A 15,300-nucleotide genomic window follows, 5' to 3' on the forward strand; every position below is an offset into this window, starting at 1 on the left:
CGCTCTCCGCTCTAACCTGCCACCTCAACTATCACCGCACCGGCGGCGATCAAGGCCATAAGGGCCAAACGCCGCGGTCCCACCCGCTCGCCCAGCAGCAGCCACCCGATCAGCGCGGCGAAGACGGTGGAGGTTTCGCGCAGCACCGCCGCCTCCCCCACCTTGTCGAGCCGGGTCGCCAGCATGATCGCCCCGAAGGAGAAGAAGGCCACCACGCCGCCAATCATCCCCCGCGCCATGAGCGGCCCCAACGTCGGGCGCTCCGCCATGGTCCTGTAGCGCACCAGCGCCACCCAGGGCGCAAACCCCAGCCCGTCGATCATGAAGAACCACGCCAAAAAGGTGAACGGGTCGGCGGTCGCGCGAATGCCATAGGCGTCATAGGTGGTATAAAGCGCCACGAAGAGCCCCGTCAGCACGGCAAAGCCGAGAGCGGCCACCATGGTCTCGCGCTGCAAGGTGACGGTCCGCAGGTTGTAGGCCGCCAGCCCGTAGATCCCCGCCAGCAGCACCGCCACCCCGGCCCACTGCCCTGCTGTGAAATGCTCGCCAAAGATGATCCCCGCCCCGATCACCGCAAACAGCGGCCCCGTGCCCCGCACCACCGGATAGACCACCGTGTAAGCGCCCCGGGTGTAGGTCATCGCCTGCGCGATCTTGTAGCCAACATGGATCACAAAGACCCCGGCGAAGATCGCCCACATATGCGGCTCAGGCCATGGCACCACGAAAAGCGCAAAGGGCGCGGCCATCATCCCGTAGCAGAAATCAATCGCCCCGCGAGACATCCAAGGGTCGTGCCGCCCTTTCTGCAACGCGCCGAAAACCGCATGCAGAAACGCCGCCATCAAGGCAAGGCCCAGCGCCGCCACATGCCCCGCCTCAGTGCCTTCCAAAGAGGTGATCCAAGAACTCATGCTGACGGCATATATTCGCGAGCCCGGATGGTCCAGAGCCCCACCCCGCCCCTCATTGGTCCGTCAAATATCCCGGGGGTGGGGGGGGGGGGGACCCGCCCCACCCCCCCCCCCCCCCTCAACGCCTGCTCACCCAGCACGGCCCGAGCCGTAGGGTGCGCATTCATGGCGCACCACTGCCCCTACCGCCCCATCCCCAGCCGTTTCTCCAGCCGCCGCAGCGCCAGCGAAAGCGTCACCGTCATCACCAGATACAACAGCGCCACCACGTTATAGGTCTCGAAATACCTGAAATTCCCCGCCGATGTGACCTTCCCCAACTGGGTGATATCCGTCACCCCCAGCACCGACACGAGGCTGGAATCCTTGATCATTGCGATGAAGTCATTGCCCAAGGGCGGCAGGATCGTGCGCAGCGCCTGTGGCAGCCGCACCAGTCGAAACCGCTGCCAGGGCGACAGCCCCAAAGCCTCCGCCGCCTCGATCTGCCCTTCATCGACAGAGAGCAACCCGGCCCGGAACACCTCTGCAATGAAGGCCGAATAGCCGATCGACAGCGCAATGATCGCCCGCCAGAGCAGCGAAAAATCCCGCGTCCGTATCCCCTCGCCCCCAAGAGTTACAAGCACCCAGTTCACCGCCACCACGAGCGCAGGGGCCACCACGAAGGCGACATAGAGCAGCAGCACCAAAATCGGCACGCCGCGCACGATCTCCACGTAAAGCCGCGCTACCTGCCGCGCGACGATCCAGCGCGAGAGCGAGGCCATCGCCACCAGCAGCCCCAGCAAGGTCGCCAGCGAAAAGCCAACCAGCGTGACGAAAATGGTGATCGCAACGCCCTTGCTCAGGGTCTCCAGCACATCCGAGTAAAGATCGTCGGCAATCACCCGCCAGAACAGCACCGCCCCCGTGGCGGCCAGGATGACCAGCCACCACGGAAAGTCACTCTCGCCGGGGCGCTGCCTCACTCGCCGAGCTTGGTGTCGAGAAACCACTTCTTGTTCAGCGCATCCAGCGTGCCATCGGCCTGCATCGCGGCAATGGCGGCATTGATCGGCGCCACAAGGTCAGACCCTTTCGGAAAGATGAAGCCAAAGTCCTCGGTCCCCAGCTTCTCGCCCACGATCTTCAGCGCCCCATCCGAGGCCGCCACATAGCCCTCGCCTGCCGTGCCATCGGTCAGCACAAGGTCCACGTCCCCGGCACGCAGCGCCTGCACCCCCGCACCGAAGGTCTCAAACAATTTCACCCGCGGATTGGCCTCGTCGCCGTCCAGCACATCGTAAACCGCCACGTAGAACGGCGTCGTCCCCGGCTGGGCCGCCACCAGCAAATCGTCATCGGCGGCAAACCCCGCCGCATCGCTAAAGCGCTCCTCATCGCCCCTTACCAGCATCACCATCTCGCTGCGCATGTAAGCGTCGGAAAAATCCACCATCTCCTTGCGATCATCCCGAATGGTGATCCCCGTCATCCCGAGGTCATACTGCCCTTCCGAAACGGCCGGTATCATCGCATCCCAGCTGATGTTCTCGTAAGTCACGCTCATGTTGATCCGGGCGGCGATCTCCGCCATGGCGTCATATTCCCAGCCCACGGCCTCGCCTTCAGCCATGTATTGCAGAGGCGGATAGGCGTTTTCGGTCACAACGGTTATTTCGCGGCCCTCAAGGTCGGGCAAATCCTGCGCGACCACAGGGGTCACGAAGAGCGAGGCAAAAACGGCGGCGGCGGCGTATTTCATCAGATCGACTCCCACAGAGGTTCGCTCAAACCTTAGCGCAAACGCAAACCTGCGCAACGCAGGCCCGGAACCTCCGGGGCCAAGCCCGAGTTATGTCACCAGACACCCCGGGAGACCCACCATCGAAACCATCGCATCAGAGCTGAAAGGCACCTTCGCCGCCGTGCCACCCCTCACCGCCTTTATCCGCCTGCTGGCGGCAGCGGTGCTGGGCGGGCTGATCGGGCTGGAGCGCGAATGGCGCTCCAAACCCGCAGGCCTGCGCACCCACATCCTCGTGGCCCTCGCCGCCTGCCTCTTCATCGTGGTCAGCCAGCAGCTCTCGCAGCTGTCCTTCGGCCCGAAGGACAGCATGAAGGTCGATCCCCTCCGCCTTGTCGAGGCGGTCACGGCGGGCGTGGCCTTCCTCGCCGCAGGCATCATCTTCACCAAGGGCGATACCGTGAAGAATACAACCACAGGCGCCTCCATGTGGCTGGCCGGCGGCATCGGGCTGGCCTGCGGCGCCGGGCAAATGCCACTGGCCGCCATGGCCACCGCCCTCACCGTGGCGGTGCTGTGGATCCTGAAACGCATGGTGCAGGCCAGCGAAGACCCATCCTGATTGCAGGCACAGGTTGATCGCAGGCACAGGCCGCGCGCCGCCTAATCCTGCTGGTAGTCCGCCCCTATGGTCACGCCGTCCAGCATCGCGCCAACGGCCTCGGGCGTCACCGCCGCGCCCAGCGCCAGAGGCCCGATCTGCGCCATGCCCAGCCCCTCGGGCGCATCCAGCCGCAGCACAAACCGCCCCTCCGGATGCGGCAAATCAGTGATAAACGCCGCCAACGCCTCCCGCGCACCCGGCTCAAACCGCGCATCCGGCAGGCTCCCCAGCGCCTCCACAGCCGCCGCCTGCAACGCCGCCACCTGCGCCTCTGGCGAAGGCACCTCCGCGCCGTCCGCCTCAGGCACCGGCTGCAAAAGCGCCTGCCCCAATGGCACAAGGAAAAGCTGCTCAAACAGCCCGTTGCTCTCCATCTCCAGCTCCAGCACCATGAGCCGCGTCGTCAACGCCGATTGCTGCATCGCCAGCTGATCCGTCAGGTCCACCCCCGCGATCAGCCCCTCCATCCGCAAACCATTCGCCCCCGGAAAGTCCCAGCGGACCTCCTCGATCACCACCTCCCGGCTGTCCCGGTCCCACCAAAGGTTGGCGGAGAGGTCCATGCCATCGCCAACCTTGGCCTGCTCCGTCAAAAGCCAGCTCGTCAGAGCATCGCCAGACACCGAAAAAACCGGATGCGCCCCGCGCGCCTCCAACTTCACAGCCAGCGGCGGCAGCCCGTAGTCGAGCCGGCCCAAGCCGCCGATATGCACCCGGGCCTGCGGCACCATGTAGCCCAGCATGCCCACACCGGTCGAAATCCGAACATCCGAATAGGCGCAGCCATCCTCCTGCGCGCCCGAGCCGCCGACCTCAACCACGCCGCCAAGGCCCAGCACGTCGGCCCGCTGAAGCAGGCCCGCGCATGCCTCATCCGTCAGACTGTCATAGGTTTGCGCCGCCACTGCGCCCGGCAGCAGGCAAACCAGCGCAAGGGCCCGGATCATGCCCCCGCGCCGGTCAGCGCCTCCGCAAAATCCTTCGGATCGAACGCATCCAGATCGTCGATCTTCTCGCCCACGCCAATCGCATGGATCGGCAGGCCAAACTTGTCGGCCAGCGCCACCAGCACCCCGCCCTTGGCGGTGCCGTCGAGCTTGGTCATCACGAGGCCACTCACATCGGCCATCTTTTGGAAGGTCTCCACCTGGCTCAGCGCGTTCTGGCCCGTGGTCGCATCCAGCACCAGCAAAGTGTTATGCGGCGCATCCGGGTCTTTCTTCTTGATGACTCGCACGATCTTGGAAAGCTCCTCCATCAGATCGGCCCGGTTTTGCAACCGCCCGGCGGTGTCGATCATCAACAGGTCGGCCCCGTCTTCCTGCGCCTTGCCCATTGCATCAAAGGCCAGCGAAGCCGGGTCGCTGCCCTCGGGCGCGGTCATCACCGGCACGCCTGCCCGCTCGCCCCACACCTGCAACTGCTCCACCGCCGCCGCACGGAAGGTGTCCCCGGCGGCAATCACCACGCTCTTTCCGGCAGCCTTGAACTGGCTGGCCAGCTTGCCGATCGTGGTGGTCTTGCCAGAGCCGTTGACGCCCACCACCAGCACCACCTGCGGACGGGTCGGGTAAAGCGGCATCGGGCGGGCCACCGGCTCCATGATCCGCGCAATCTCATCGGCGAGGAACTGCTTGATCTCTGCGGTCGACACCTTCCGCCCGTAGCGCCCTTCGGCCATGTTCGCCGTCACCCGCAGCGCGGTGTCCACGCCCATGTCGGAGGCAATCAGCAGCTCTTCGAGGCTCTCCAGCATGTCATCGTCGAGCACCCGCCGCATAACGGGCCCCTCGCCCCGCCCCAGCATCCGCCCGATGAAACCGGGGCGCTTGGCTGCCACCTCCTCCGCGCGCGGCGCAGGCGGCACCGGGATCGGCGGCAAATCGGGCTCAGGCTCCGGCACTGGCGCAGGTGGCACCTCCGGCTCAGGCTCTGGCTCTGGCTCTGGCTCTGGCTCAGAGGACGAGCCCTCGGCAGGCTCCGCCTGTTCAACAACCAGCGCCCCGGCCTCCACGGTCTCCTCTACCGCTTCCACCGCCTCTTCCTCGCCGCCATCGGCAACAATCGCCTCAAGCCCCTCGTCCAGCTTTGAGCTGGACTTGAACAGCTTGTCCTTGAGCTTCTTGAAAAACGCCATCAACGCCCCTCTTTCCAACCCTTACCGACCTAATCGCTCCCCGCCCCGGATGGAAGAGCCCACCGCACAGGCCATGATCCGCGCGGAGTGCCTTCACCACGGCACCCCATGGTCAAACCGAGAACAGCCAACCCAAAACCTGCACGCCGCGCGCCCTCCGATCCGGCCCGAAACATCGGCCACAGGCAGCGCGTGGCGCGCGGGGTGGGTGGGCGGGTGCGTCGCCACGCGCTGCCCAACGCCCAATCCGCGCCAAACCGCCCCTTCCTTCCGCCACGCCGCAGGCCTATCTTCATCCCCGAAACGGAGATCCGAATGCCGCCCGCCGCCCTCTTTGCCGCAGCCACGCTCACGCCCGTCGCCCTGCTTGCAGCCGGTGGCGCTCTCGGTGGTGTCTGGGTCGTCCTCGCCGCGCTCTACCTCACCCTCTTCTCCGCCGTGATCGACCAGGTTCTGCGCCGCCTCGGTGCCCGGCCCACGCCCACCGCGCAGCCGGGCACTTGGGCTGATGCGCTTTCTGCCAGTCTCGCGCTTGCACATTTCGCCCTGCTCGCGCTGGCCATCGCCACCGTGTCCGGCAAGACGGGCCTCGCCCCCTGGGAGCGGGCCGTTTCCTTCCTCGCCTTCGGCCTCTTCTTCGGCCAGGTCTCCAACTCCAACGCCCATGAGCTGATCCACCGCTCCGCCCGTCCGCTGCGGGCGCTGGGTCGCTGGGTCTATATCTCGCTGCTCTTCGGCCACCACGCCTCGGCCCACCCCAAGGTGCACCACCGCTACGTCGCCACCCCGGATGACCCCAACTCCGCCCGGCTGAACGAAAGCTACTACCGCTTCGCTGCCCGCGCATGGGTCGGCAGCTTCCGCGCCGGGCTGGCCGCCGAGCGCGAGATGCTGGCCCGTGGCGCCAAATCGGCCCTCGCCAACCCCTATATTGAATATATCGCCGGCGCCTTCGCCCTGATTGCCCTATCGGCCCTCGCCTTCGGCCCTGCCGGGCTGGCCGCGCACATCGGCCTCGCCGCCTATGCCACCGCGCAACTTCTGATGTCCGACTATGTGCAGCACTACGGGCTGCGCCGCGCTCGGCAGGCCGATGGCCGCTACACACCCGTGTCAGACGCCCACAGCTGGAATGCGCCCCACGTCTTCTCCTCGCTGATGATGCTTCACGCCCCCCGCCACTCCGATCATCACGCCCACCCAAGCACCCGCTACCCGTCGCTCACCCTGCCCGGTGGCGCGCCAATGCTCCCCGCGCCCCTGCCCGCAATGGCCACGCTGGCCCTGCTGCCCCGCACATGGCGCCGAGTGATGAACCCTCGCGTCGCCCGTCTCACGGCCAAGTCCCCAGAACCCCCGGCACACCCGGCGCCCGAGGGCCAGATCGCGCGGGCGTGACAGCCGCGGGCTTTTCCCGCGCCGCGCCATCTGCCATTCTGCCGCAAAACAGCAGGCAACCCGGAGACCTCATGCGCCCGATCCTCCTCGCCGCAGCGCTGGCTGCTGCAACCCCCGTGATGGCCGCCGAGCCGATGTCGGGCAGCGAGTTCGACGCCTACACTCAGGGCCGCACGCTCTATTACAACAACCACGGCACCGCCTACGGGGTGGAAGAATACCTGCCCGGCAACCGCGTGCGCTGGTCGTTTCTCGATGGTCAATGCAAAGAGGGCTACTGGTACGAATCCGAGCAGTTCATCTGTTTCGTCTACGAGGATCAGCCCGGCGCGCCGCAATGCTGGACCTTCTGGAACGAGCCCGGCGGAATGCGCGCCCTCTTCGAAGATGACCCTTCCGCCACCGAACTTTATGAAGTCACCGATGCCGAAGAGCCCATGCTCTGCCTCGGCCCGGATGTCGGGGTCTAACCCGTAGGGTGGGCAATCTGCCCACCACCCCGGCGCCCCAACCGCCCGATCGTAGCGCTGCCTGAAAAGCGCTGCCTAAAACAAGTCGCCCTGCTCCGGCGGCGGCGCCTTGGGGCTGGCCTTCTTCTTCACCGCCCCGCCGCCCGGCACCATCCGCCCATCGGCAAACTGAATCTCCAGCGGCCCCACCGCCGCCTTCGCCCGCGCCGCGCTTGTCACCACCTCGTCGCCCTCGCGCACCACGGCAAAGCCGCGCTTCAGCGTTTCCTCATAGCCGAGCGAACCCAGCAGGCGCGAAAGGCTCTCCAGCTTGCGCGCCCGCGCCTCGCCCTGTCCCTTTTGCGCCGCCTCAAGCCGGGCGGCGAGGCTGGCCACCCGTTCCCCGGCCCGCGCGGTGCGATCTGTCACCAGCGCCGGGCGCAGCCGCTCGGCCCGCGCCGCCAGCCGCTCCCGCGCCCGCGCCGCCGTGCGTGAAAGCTCCGGCCCCAGCCGCGCCCCCAGCCGCTCCGCCCGCTCCCGCCGTTGGGCAATCCCGGCCCGCACCGCGCCGGGCCGCAGCCCCGCTGCCGCCTCACTGAGCGCCCCGCGCTTTTTCAGCACCGCCGTGCGCAACGCGGCGGGCAGCCGTTCGGCCCATTGATCCAGCCGCTGCTGCGCCCCGCCCAGCACAACCTCGGGCCTCGGCAGCGCGCGGCCAAGGTCGGTCAGCCGCTGCCGCCGCCCGCGCACGCTTTCCGACACCGCCCGCCTGAGTCGCCCGCCCAAACCATCCACCGCCGCCATCAGTTCCAGCCGCACCGGCACCGCCATCTCGGCGGCGGCGGTCGGCGTGGGTGCGCGTCGGTCGGCGGCGTGGTCGATCAGCGTCGTGTCCGTCTCATGCCCCACCGCCGAAATCAGCGGAATCTCCGAGGCGGCAGCCGCGCGCACCACCTCCTCCTCGTTGAACCCCCACAGGTCTTCAATCGAGCCCCCGCCCCGCGCCACGATAATCAGGTCTGGCCGTGGCAGCGCGCCCCCCGGCGTCATCGCGTTGAACCCAGCAATCGCGCGGGCCACATCCGGCGCACAGGCCTTGCCCTGTACCGCAACCGGCCACACCAGCACCTTGCGCGGAAACCTGTCACTCAGCCGGTGCAGAATATCGCGGATCACGGCACCTTGCGGCGATGTCACCACGCCAATGATTTCCGGCAAGAACGGCAACGCCCGCTTGCGCTCGGGCGCAAACAGCCCCTCGGCGGCCAGCGCCTTCTTGCGCTTCTCCAGCATCGCCATCAACGCGCCCACACCGGCAACGGCAACCTCGGTGGCGTTCATCTGATACTTCGACTGGCTGGCAAAGGTGGTCAGCTTGCCATAGGCCACTACCTCCATCCCCTCCTCGGGGATCACGCTGAGGCCCGCCACCTGCCCCTTCCAGCTGGTGCAGGCCAGCACGCTCCGGTCATCCTTGAGATCGAAGTACAAATGCCCCGACCGCGCCCGCACCACGCGCCCCACCTCACCCTTCACCCGCACATAGCCAAACTCACCCTCCACCACGCGCTTAACCGCACCCGAAAGTTCGGAAACAGTAAACTCGGGCGCATTGCCGCCGGGGGTCGGATCGTCGATCAGGTCCATGTCGCGTTGCCTTCGCTGCTCTTGTGCTGCTCGTCGCCCAACCTTAGAACGCCCCCGAAGCAAGGCCAAGGGAGCCCTCCCCATGAACATTCTCATCCTCGGAAGCGGCGGGCGCGAGCATTCCCTCGCCTGGGCCATCCAGCAAAACCCAAAATGTGACAGGCTGATCGTCGCGCCCGGCAACGCCGGGATCGAGGCGATGTGCGAGTGCGCCGCGCTGGATATCGAAGACGGCCTCGCCGTGGCCGAGTTCTGCCATGAGAACACCGTCGATTTCGTGGTGATCGGCCCCGAGGCCCCGCTGGCCGCTGGCGTGGCCGACCATCTGCGCGCCGCTGGCATTCTCACCTTCGGCCCCTCTGCAGAGGCCGCCCAACTCGAAGCCTCCAAGAAGTTCACCAAGCAGGTCTGCGACGCCGCCCAGATCCCCACCGCCGGCTGGTGCTCCTTCACCTCCGCCGCCCCCGCGCGGGAGTATATCGAGGCCGTCGGCGCGCCCCGCGTCATCAAGGCCGACGGGCTCGCGGCGGGCAAGGGCGTGGTCGTGGCGATGGACGAGGCCACCGCGCTGGCTGCCATCGACGATGTTTTCTCCGGTGTCTTCGGTGACGCCGGGGCCGAGGTGGTGATTGAAGATTTCATGACCGGCGAAGAGGCCAGCCTCTTCGTGCTCTGCGACGGTGAACACGTACTGTCCGTCGGCACCGCGCAAGACCACAAGCGCGTTGGCGAGGGCGACGAGGGCCCCAACACCGGCGGCATGGGCGCCTACTCCCCCGCCCCGATCCTCGACGCGGCAGTTATGGCCAAGGTGATGGACCAAATCGTCACCCCCACCGTCACCGAGATGGCGCGGCGCGGCACGCCCTACCAAGGGGTGCTCTACGTGGGCCTGATGATCGAAGACGGCGAGCCCGCGCTGGTCGAATACAACGCCCGCTTCGGCGACCCCGAATGTCAGGTGCTGATGATGCGCCTCGGCGCGCAGGTGCTCGACCTGCTGCTCGCCACCGCCGAGGGGCGGCTCTCCGAGGCGCAGGTGAACTGGGCCGACGATCACGCCATGACGGTGGTGCTCGCCACCACGGGCTATCCCGGCAGCTACCCCAAGGGCTCGTTGATCGGCGGGCTCGACGGCTTGCCACAGACCTCCACCCAAATGGTCTTCCACGCGGGCACCACCATGGCCGATGGCAAGGTCACAGCCACCGGCGGGCGCGTGCTCAACGCCACCGCACGGGGCGAAACCCTCGCGGAAACCCGCGAGCGTGCCTATGCGTTGGCCGAGGCCGTCGACTGGCCCGAAGGGTTCTACCGTAAAGACATCGGCTGGCGCGCCCTCTGACGCGCCACCCTCATCCTAGGGCCTGCCCCGAGGATCTCTTACCGCTCAAGAGCAACGGCAATCAGCCGCCCTTCCCAACCCGTTGCCCCAACGCGCCGCACATATAACGGCAAATCTTGCGCCCACTGTGCGGAGATCACGTATGCATCACTTGTGCATATGAAGTGCATAAGATGTTGCGGTGGTATTATTTGCCGTAACGGCCCCAACCGGGCCAAATCTTAACGGCACGTCAGGGCCGTCTCAAAGCTCTCCGGCCCCTCGATCGGCCCAAAGTATTGGCCCTGCATCCGGCCGTCGACCATGCGGAACCTGACCAGCCTCTTCCAGTCTGCATCGGCCAACAACAGTTCGGGTTGATCGCCGCATTCGCGCAGCCCGCCAAAGATTTCCGACTCTCCATACCGATGGTTCGTCACCCCCTCTACGCTCGTGACCTCGTAGAAGTCGCCACCGGAATACCGCCATATTCTCAGGGTCTTGGCCAGATGCGGGCGGTCGACAAAGGCAACCTCTATATTGCCGTCGCCGTCTAGGTCGGCAGCCGCCAGCGGAGCCGCCCATCTATGCCGCGTGCCGATGAATGGTGTGGCCGCAACGAAGGCAGGCTTGCCCTCGTTCAAGCCGATCACCAGCAACCGCGCGCCCAGTTCCATATGGCTCTGCATCACCACGACCTCGGGCTTCCCGTCGCCGGTCACATCCCAGAGCCTCGGCGCAACATCCTCATATACAAGGTTTTCCTCGGCTTTCAGCTCATAGGTCAGGCTCGCGCTGCCCGAGAAGATCCCGTCCTCCGAGCCGACCCTTCGGCCAATTTCGAGCACAAGCGACAGATACTCGCCCTCCGCCCCCAGCGCCCCATGTCCATACTTGTCGGTCGGGTTGCGCAGCTCTGCCGAAAGGAACTCCTGCGCCTGTCCCGTAGCGCTGCCGCACAGCAAGATTGCCCCCCCGCAGGCGACCGCGCGCAGCATTTTACCAATCGTCAGGAATTTGCGCCAATCTCGCAGAAACCGGCGCACGGGCTTAAATCTGCTTTTCGGGCATCTGCACAACCAGCCCATCCAGATCGTCCGTCACCTTGATCTGGCAGGTCAGGCGCGAGCGCTCCGCATCGGGCTCGAAGGCAAAATCGAGCATGTCCTCTTCCATCGCCTCGCGGCCCGGAAGTTTTTCGACCCATTCGGGCGCAACATAAACATGGCAGGTCGAGCAGGCGCAGGCCCCGCCGCAATCGGCATCAATGCCCGGAATGCCGTTGTCGCGCGCGCCTTCCATGACGGTCATGCCAGTGGCGACCTCAACTTCATGTTTGGTTCCGTTGTGCTCAATGTAGGTGATCTTGGCCATGTGCCGCTCCGATTTGCCTGCTTCGGCCCATTTACCGGATCGGCCGGGGAGATTCCAGCATTGCCGAAACCTACAATTTGTTTTACATTTGTTCTCATGACTCCTCCTCCCGACTGGCCCCGCCCGCCCCGCGCCATCCCCGCCGCCCTGCTGGACCGCCCACCCACCGGCGCGCGCGTGACCGTGGCCGGGCTGGTGCTGGTGCGCCAGAGGCCGGGCACCGCCAAGGGGGTGATCTTCATCACGCTCGAGGATGAAACCGGCACCTGCAACGTGGTGGTCTGGGCCAAGACCTACGAGCGCTTCCGCCGCGCCGTGATCGCCGGGCGCCTGCTGCGGGTGACGGGGCGCATCCAGCGCGAGCAGGAGGTGGTGCATATCGTCGCCGAGCAGATCGAGGATATCTCCGCCCTGCTCGACACTCTGCTCGCGCCGCCCCCCGCCCCCTCTGCCTCGTCGCAGCCCCCTGTTGCAAAAGGGGCGCAAGAATCCGCCCCTCGCCCCGCCCTCCCCGCGCCCGGGCTATGAGACACACCACTCCCGCGCTACTCTGAGCCAAACGCGGCCCGCAAGAGAGCCCAGAGCAGTGACACGACCCAACGCCCAAAACCGCCCCCTCGGGGCCGTCCTCGCCGCCTGCGGTGCGCTTGCGCTCGCCGCCTGCGTCTCACCGCCCGAGGTGCAACGGCGCTCCGCCCCAGCCACCATCGTCACCCAAGCCGAAGCGCCGCCCAGCGCCACGCCCGGCTCCTGCTGGGACAAGGAAACCACGCCCCCCGAAACCGTCACAGTCATCGTGCCAACGCTGGTGCAACCAGCCCAGCTGACCGCCACCGGCGAAGTCATCAGCCCGCCAATCTACCGCCGGGCGCCGCAAGAGCAGGTCACCAAGCCCGCCGTGCAGCGCTGGTTTGAAACGCCCTGCTCCGATGAGCTAACACCCGAATATATCTCCAGCCTCCAGCGCGCGCTCGCCGTCCGCGGCCATTACAACGGCCCCGTATCCGGCAAGCTCGACACCCGCACCCGCCGCGCCATCCGCAGCTTCCAGCAGCCCCAAGGGCTGGACAGCGACACGCTCTCCCTCGCCGCCGCCCGCGTCCTCGGCCTCGCCCCGGCCCTTCTGCCGCAGGCCGATACCGCGCCCGAGGGTTGAAGCCGCCGCCCCTTCCTGCATATCTCCTCTGGAGAACAACGCAGGAGCAGCCCGATGAAATCCCCCGCCTTCGACGCCGCCGCCGCCCCTTCCGGCGGCAAGAACCTCGGCGACCTCCCCGAGTGGGATCTCTCCGATCTCTACACCGCCGAAGATGCCCCCGAGCTGACCCGCGATCTTGAATGGCTCGCCAAGGAATGCCCCGCCTTCGCTGCCGACTACGAAGGCAAGCTGCATACCTTGAGCCCCGAGCAGATGCTCGAAGTGGTCAACCGTTACGAGGCGATCGACCGGATCGCCGGGCGCATCATGTCCTTCGCCGGCCTGCGCTACTACCAGCTCACCGTCGATCCGGGCCGCGCCCAGTTCATGGGCAACATGCAGCAGCAAATCACCGACATCATGTCCTCGCTGGTGTTCTTCTCGCTGGAGCTCAACCGCGTCGATGATGCTACCTATGGGGCATGGTTCACCGGCTCCGAAGAGCTTGCCCGCTACAAGCCTGTGTTCGACCGGATGCGCGCCCTCAAGCCCTACCAGCTCTCCGACGAGCTGGAAAAATTCCTGCACGATCAATCCACTGTCGGCGCCGCCGCATGGAATCGCCTGTTTGATGAAACCGTCGCCGGCCTCGAATTCGAGGTCAACGGCGAGGTGCTGGGCATGGAGGGCATCGCCAACCTGCTCTCCGACCAGAACCGCGACACCCGCGAAGCCGCAGCGCGTGAAATCGCCTCCGTCCTCACCGACAACCTCTCCATCTTCTCCCGCGTCCACAACACGCTGGCGAAGGAGAAGGCCATCGAGGACAAGTGGCGCAAGATGCCCACGCCGCAAACCGGCCGCCACCTCTCCAACCACGTCGAGCCCGAGGTGGTGCAGGCCCTCCGCGATGCAGTCGTCGCCGCTTACCCGCGCCTGTCACACCGCTACTACGAGCTGAAGCGCGGCTGGCTCGGCCTCGACAAGATGCAGGTCTGGGATCGCAACGCGCCCCTGCCGATGGAGAGCGAAAAGATCGTCAACTGGGACGAGGCCAAGGCCACCGTGCTCGACGCCTACGACGGTTTTGACCCGGAAATGGCCAAGATTGCAGAGCCCTTCTTCACCAAGGGCTGGATCGACGCCGAGGTGAAGCCCGGCAAGGCCCCCGGCGCCTTCGCCCACCCCACCGTGACCGACGTGCACCCCTACGTGATGCTGAACTACCTCGGCAAACCGCGTGACGTGATGACGCTGGCGCATGAGCTGGGCCACGGCGTCCATCAGGTACTCGCCGCCGAACAGGGCGAGCTGCTCTCCAGCACCCCGCTGACCCTGGCCGAAACCGCCAGCGTGTTCGGCGAAATGCTCACCTTCCGCAAACTCCTCGCCGCCGCCAAGGACGATGCAGAGCGCAAGGTCATGCTCGCGGGCAAGGTGGAAGACATGATCAACACCGTCGTCCGCCAGATCGCCTTCTACGACTTCGAATGCAAACTCCACGCTGCCCGCGCCGAGGGCGAGCTGACCCCCGACCAGATCAACGAAATCTGGATGTCGGTGCAGGGCGAAAGCCTCGGCCCGGCGTTCGAATTCATGGAAGGGTACGAGACCTTCTGGGCCTACATCCCCCACTTCGTCCACTCGCCCTTCTACGTCTACGCCTACGCCTTTGGAGACGGTCTGGTGAACGCGCTTTACGCCGCCTACGAAGAAGGCGACGCCGACTTCCAGGCCAAGTATTTCGACATGCTGAAGGCAGGCGGCTCCAAGCACCACAAAGAGCTCCTCGCCCCCTTCGGCCTCGACGCCTCCGACCCGGCCTTCTGGGACAAGGGCCTCAGCATGATCGAAGGCTTCATCGACGAGCTTGAGGCGATGGAGGGCTAAGCGCTCTAGGGACGGCGGGTGGAGCGATGCGCGCCAGCGCGAGCGTCATCCGCCGTCCCTACTCCACTGAAATCTCCGTCTCGATCACCCCCGTCACCGCCCGGCAATTGGCGGTATCGGTCGCTGAGGAGATGATTGGGCGAAAGCACAGCTCCGCTTCAAAGGTCGCCACCAGCCGCCCGTAGCTGCCCCAAACCTCCAGTTCCACGATATCCACCTGCGCTGGCTTTCCCGCATTCCGGCTCGTCCAGAACGGCCCGCCCATGCCCTCAGGCACATGCATCACGTCAACTGAAAGCGGCACCGCACCCGGCGTGAACAGCCCTTCGTAGCGCACATCCAAGCTGAACACATCGCGCGTGCTGAAACTCGGCTCCGGGTGGCCCTGCACGCGCAGCTCCGTCAGTCGCGCGCCCTGCTCAAAGCTCGCCGTCGCCACCTGCCGCCCGCCCTGCGTCATGGTGATGGTAAACCACTGCTTCGCCTCCCCCGCGACAAAGGCCGTGATCCGGCCCAGTTCCTCGGCGGAGGCAGGCAGGGGCAGCAGCAGAGCCACGATCAGGGCGCGGGTCGGGTTATTCATGCCGCCAGCTTGCCCGCTCTCCCCACGGCCGGTCAAACGCCCTAGGGTGG

The 15,300-nt window shown here is 66.2% G+C and carries 16 protein-coding genes; 7 read left to right on the forward strand and 9 right to left on the reverse strand.

Annotation, left to right across the window (positions count from 1 at the left end):
• Nucleotides 1-11 precede the first annotated feature (11 nt).
• The 3 genes from ACXAG6_RS16335 to ACXAG6_RS16345 form a co-directional block, all read right to left on the reverse strand.
• On the reverse strand, nt 12-917 hold the full coding sequence (locus ACXAG6_RS16335; RefSeq protein ID WP_475338866.1) for a DMT family transporter: 906 nt from the start codon (nt 915-917) through the stop codon (nt 12-14).
• A 182-nt stretch (nt 918-1,099) separates the two neighbouring features.
• Nucleotides 1,100-1,888, reverse strand: a complete 789-nt coding sequence (locus ACXAG6_RS16340; protein ID WP_475338867.1) for an amino acid ABC transporter permease — start codon at nt 1,886-1,888, stop codon at nt 1,100-1,102.
• Nucleotides 1,885-2,664, reverse strand: a complete 780-nt coding sequence (locus ACXAG6_RS16345; protein ID WP_475338869.1) for a transporter substrate-binding domain-containing protein — start codon at nt 2,662-2,664, stop codon at nt 1,885-1,887. The genes ACXAG6_RS16340 and ACXAG6_RS16345 overlap by 4 nt, the downstream gene beginning before the upstream one ends.
• A 163-nt stretch (nt 2,665-2,827) precedes the next feature.
• Here ACXAG6_RS16345 and ACXAG6_RS16350 point away from each other — a divergent pair, with 163 nt between their 5' ends.
• On the forward strand, nt 2,828-3,268 hold the full coding sequence (locus ACXAG6_RS16350; RefSeq protein WP_475338870.1) for an MgtC/SapB family protein: 441 nt from the start codon (nt 2,828-2,830) through the stop codon (nt 3,266-3,268).
• A 41-nt stretch (nt 3,269-3,309) separates the two neighbouring features.
• Here the strand turns inward: ACXAG6_RS16350 and ACXAG6_RS16355 are convergent, their stop codons facing one another.
• Together ACXAG6_RS16355 and ftsY are read right to left on the reverse strand one after the other, a co-directional pair.
• Nucleotides 3,310-4,257: a hypothetical protein gene (locus ACXAG6_RS16355; RefSeq protein ID WP_475338871.1), complete on the reverse strand. Its 948-nt coding sequence runs from the start codon at nt 4,255-4,257 to the stop codon at nt 3,310-3,312.
• Nucleotides 4,254-5,447, reverse strand: a complete 1,194-nt coding sequence (gene ftsY, locus ACXAG6_RS16360) for a signal recognition particle-docking protein FtsY (protein WP_475338873.1) — start codon at nt 5,445-5,447, stop codon at nt 4,254-4,256. Before ftsY ends, ACXAG6_RS16355 begins: the two co-directional genes overlap by 4 nt.
• Nucleotides 5,448-5,762: 315 nt before the next feature.
• On the opposite strand from ftsY, the gene ACXAG6_RS16365 reads away from it, so the two are divergent.
• Entirely contained in the window at nt 5,763-6,845 is a 1,083-nt protein-coding gene (locus ACXAG6_RS16365) for an alkane 1-monooxygenase (RefSeq protein WP_475338874.1), read from the forward strand.
• A 71-nt stretch (nt 6,846-6,916) separates the two neighbouring features.
• A complete protein-coding gene (locus ACXAG6_RS16370) occupies nt 6,917-7,315 on the forward strand; it encodes a hypothetical protein (protein ID WP_475338875.1) in 399 nt (132 codons plus the stop codon).
• Between the two features lie 75 nt (nt 7,316-7,390).
• On the opposite strand, the gene xseA is transcribed toward ACXAG6_RS16370, so the two are convergent.
• Nucleotides 7,391-8,941: an exodeoxyribonuclease VII large subunit gene (xseA, locus tag ACXAG6_RS16375; RefSeq protein ID WP_475338877.1), complete on the reverse strand. Its 1,551-nt coding sequence runs from the start codon at nt 8,939-8,941 to the stop codon at nt 7,391-7,393.
• A gap of 82 nt (nt 8,942-9,023) precedes the next feature.
• Between xseA and purD the strand changes: the two genes are divergently transcribed.
• Nucleotides 9,024-10,286, forward strand: coding sequence for a phosphoribosylamine--glycine ligase (gene purD, locus ACXAG6_RS16380; RefSeq protein ID WP_475338878.1), 1,263 nt, complete (start codon nt 9,024-9,026; stop codon nt 10,284-10,286).
• A 221-nt stretch (nt 10,287-10,507) separates the two neighbouring features.
• On the opposite strand, the gene ACXAG6_RS16385 is transcribed toward purD, so the two are convergent.
• Nucleotides 10,508-11,263: an FG-GAP-like repeat-containing protein gene (locus ACXAG6_RS16385; RefSeq protein WP_475338879.1), complete on the reverse strand. Its 756-nt coding sequence runs from the start codon at nt 11,261-11,263 to the stop codon at nt 10,508-10,510.
• Nucleotides 11,264-11,315: 52 nt separating this feature from the next.
• The gene (locus ACXAG6_RS16390; protein ID WP_140014941.1) at nt 11,316-11,639 is read right to left on the reverse strand and encodes a 2Fe-2S iron-sulfur cluster-binding protein; all 324 of its coding nucleotides are present in this window, start codon (nt 11,637-11,639) and stop codon (nt 11,316-11,318) included.
• Between the two features lie 96 nt (nt 11,640-11,735).
• Here ACXAG6_RS16390 and ACXAG6_RS16395 point away from each other — a divergent pair, with 96 nt between their 5' ends.
• The 3 genes from ACXAG6_RS16395 to ACXAG6_RS16405 are packed head-to-tail and all read left to right on the forward strand — an operon-like array spanning nt 11,736 to nt 14,667.
• Nucleotides 11,736-12,167, forward strand: a complete 432-nt coding sequence (locus ACXAG6_RS16395; protein WP_475338880.1) for an OB-fold nucleic acid binding domain-containing protein — start codon at nt 11,736-11,738, stop codon at nt 12,165-12,167.
• A gap of 58 nt (nt 12,168-12,225) precedes the next feature.
• Nucleotides 12,226-12,795 (forward strand): peptidoglycan-binding domain-containing protein, encoded by a 570-nt coding sequence (locus ACXAG6_RS16400; RefSeq protein ID WP_475338881.1) that lies wholly within the window; start codon nt 12,226-12,228, stop codon nt 12,793-12,795.
• Nucleotides 12,796-12,849: 54 nt separating this feature from the next.
• The gene (locus ACXAG6_RS16405) at nt 12,850-14,667 is read left to right on the forward strand and encodes a M3 family oligoendopeptidase (RefSeq protein WP_475338882.1); all 1,818 of its coding nucleotides are present in this window, start codon (nt 12,850-12,852) and stop codon (nt 14,665-14,667) included.
• A gap of 58 nt (nt 14,668-14,725) precedes the next feature.
• Here ACXAG6_RS16405 and ACXAG6_RS16410 read toward each other — a convergent pair whose 3' ends face one another.
• Complete coding sequence (locus ACXAG6_RS16410; RefSeq protein WP_475338884.1) at nt 14,726-15,250, reverse strand: hypothetical protein; 525 nt, start codon at nt 15,248-15,250, stop codon at nt 14,726-14,728.
• Between the last annotated feature and the right edge of the window lie 50 nt (nt 15,251-15,300).

Source organism: Vannielia sp. ABF1_015 (genome assembly GCF_056160745.1).

Bases quoted from the DNA above. Each gene is read 5' to 3' on its own strand.
- ACXAG6_RS16365 (WP_475338874.1), top strand. From the start codon at position 5,763: ATGCCGCCCGCCGCCCTCTTTGCCGCAGCCACGCTCACGCCCGTCGCC.
- ACXAG6_RS16405 (WP_475338882.1), top strand. From the start codon at position 12,850: ATGAAATCCCCCGCCTTCGACGCCGCCGCCGCCCCTTCCGGCGGCAAG.
- ACXAG6_RS16370 (WP_475338875.1), top strand. From the start codon at position 6,917: ATGCGCCCGATCCTCCTCGCCGCAGCGCTGGCTGCTGCAACCCCCGTG.
- ACXAG6_RS16410 (WP_475338884.1), bottom strand. From the start codon at position 15,250: ATGAATAACCCGACCCGCGCCCTGATCGTGGCTCTGCTGCTGCCCCTG.
- ACXAG6_RS16355 (WP_475338871.1), bottom strand. From the start codon at position 4,257: ATGATCCGGGCCCTTGCGCTGGTTTGCCTGCTGCCGGGCGCAGTGGCG.
- ACXAG6_RS16335 (WP_475338866.1), bottom strand. From the start codon at position 917: ATGAGTTCTTGGATCACCTCTTTGGAAGGCACTGAGGCGGGGCATGTG.
- ACXAG6_RS16395 (WP_475338880.1), top strand. From the start codon at position 11,736: ATGACTCCTCCTCCCGACTGGCCCCGCCCGCCCCGCGCCATCCCCGCC.
- ACXAG6_RS16385 (WP_475338879.1), bottom strand. From the start codon at position 11,263: ATGCTGCGCGCGGTCGCCTGCGGGGGGGCAATCTTGCTGTGCGGCAGC.
- ACXAG6_RS16390 (WP_140014941.1), bottom strand. From the start codon at position 11,639: ATGGCCAAGATCACCTACATTGAGCACAACGGAACCAAACATGAAGTT.
- xseA (WP_475338877.1), bottom strand. From the start codon at position 8,941: ATGGACCTGATCGACGATCCGACCCCCGGCGGCAATGCGCCCGAGTTT.
- ACXAG6_RS16345 (WP_475338869.1), bottom strand. From the start codon at position 2,664: ATGAAATACGCCGCCGCCGCCGTTTTTGCCTCGCTCTTCGTGACCCCT.
- ftsY (WP_475338873.1), bottom strand. From the start codon at position 5,447: ATGGCGTTTTTCAAGAAGCTCAAGGACAAGCTGTTCAAGTCCAGCTCA.
- purD (WP_475338878.1), top strand. From the start codon at position 9,024: ATGAACATTCTCATCCTCGGAAGCGGCGGGCGCGAGCATTCCCTCGCC.